The following is a 588-nucleotide window of genomic DNA, read 5'->3' on the forward strand; positions in this document are numbered from 1 at the left end:
TCACAGCACGGATCGCCGCACCGCGGCCCGACGCAGCGCGGCTTCGCGCCCAATGACCAACGGCAGAAAGGTCCCGCGCAACTGCCTTTCGCGACCGCGCAGCCAATGGGCAGGAAGCTTTTGTCAGGTTCAGAACATCAGAGCGTGGTGCGCGGAACCGGACTCCGGTTCCGGGCTTTTCGATACGCGAAAACACCATGACAGAGCGGGGCGCGTGAATGTGGATGCCTGCGACGCGCTCTAGAGCATGTTGCGCAAAAGTGGGAACCGGTTTTGCGCGCAAAACATGCGACCACAATAAGTTAGAGCGTGTCACGTGAATGCGAATGAACGCGCCCCGCTCTAGACCGCCAGGTTCAGGGCGCGCAGCCGGGCGGCGTGGGCTTCGTGGCTGAAGCGGTCGCGCACCAGGTCGCGGGCGCGGGCGACCTGGGCGGCCCGCGCCGCCGGGTCGGCCTGCAGCGTGCGCGCCAGCGCCACCGCCGTCTGCGGCGTGGCGTAAAGGGCTGCATCGCCGAAGAGCACGCGGTAGTCTTCGGGCAGGATCACGGGGACCCCGGCGGCCATGGCCTCGATGATGGTGCGCCC

2 protein-coding genes are annotated in these 588 nt (G+C 67.2%); one reads left to right on the forward strand and one right to left on the reverse strand.

The window, feature by feature from the left end; genetic code table 11:
* Positions 1–201 (forward strand): hypothetical protein (locus HUK65_RS18960; RefSeq protein WP_235442288.1); only part of this gene is annotated, 201 nt, incomplete at its 5' end.
* Between the two features lie 141 nt (positions 202–342).
* Here the strand turns inward: HUK65_RS18960 and HUK65_RS18605 are convergent.
* Positions 343–588, reverse strand: a 246-nt coding sequence (locus HUK65_RS18605) for a glycosyltransferase (RefSeq protein ID WP_179907782.1), incomplete at its 5' end; no start/stop codon positions are given.

Origin of the sequence: Rhabdonatronobacter sediminivivens, assembly GCF_013415485.1 — a bacterium.
GTDB lineage: Bacteria > Pseudomonadota > Alphaproteobacteria > Rhodobacterales > Rhodobacteraceae > Rhabdonatronobacter > Rhabdonatronobacter sediminivivens.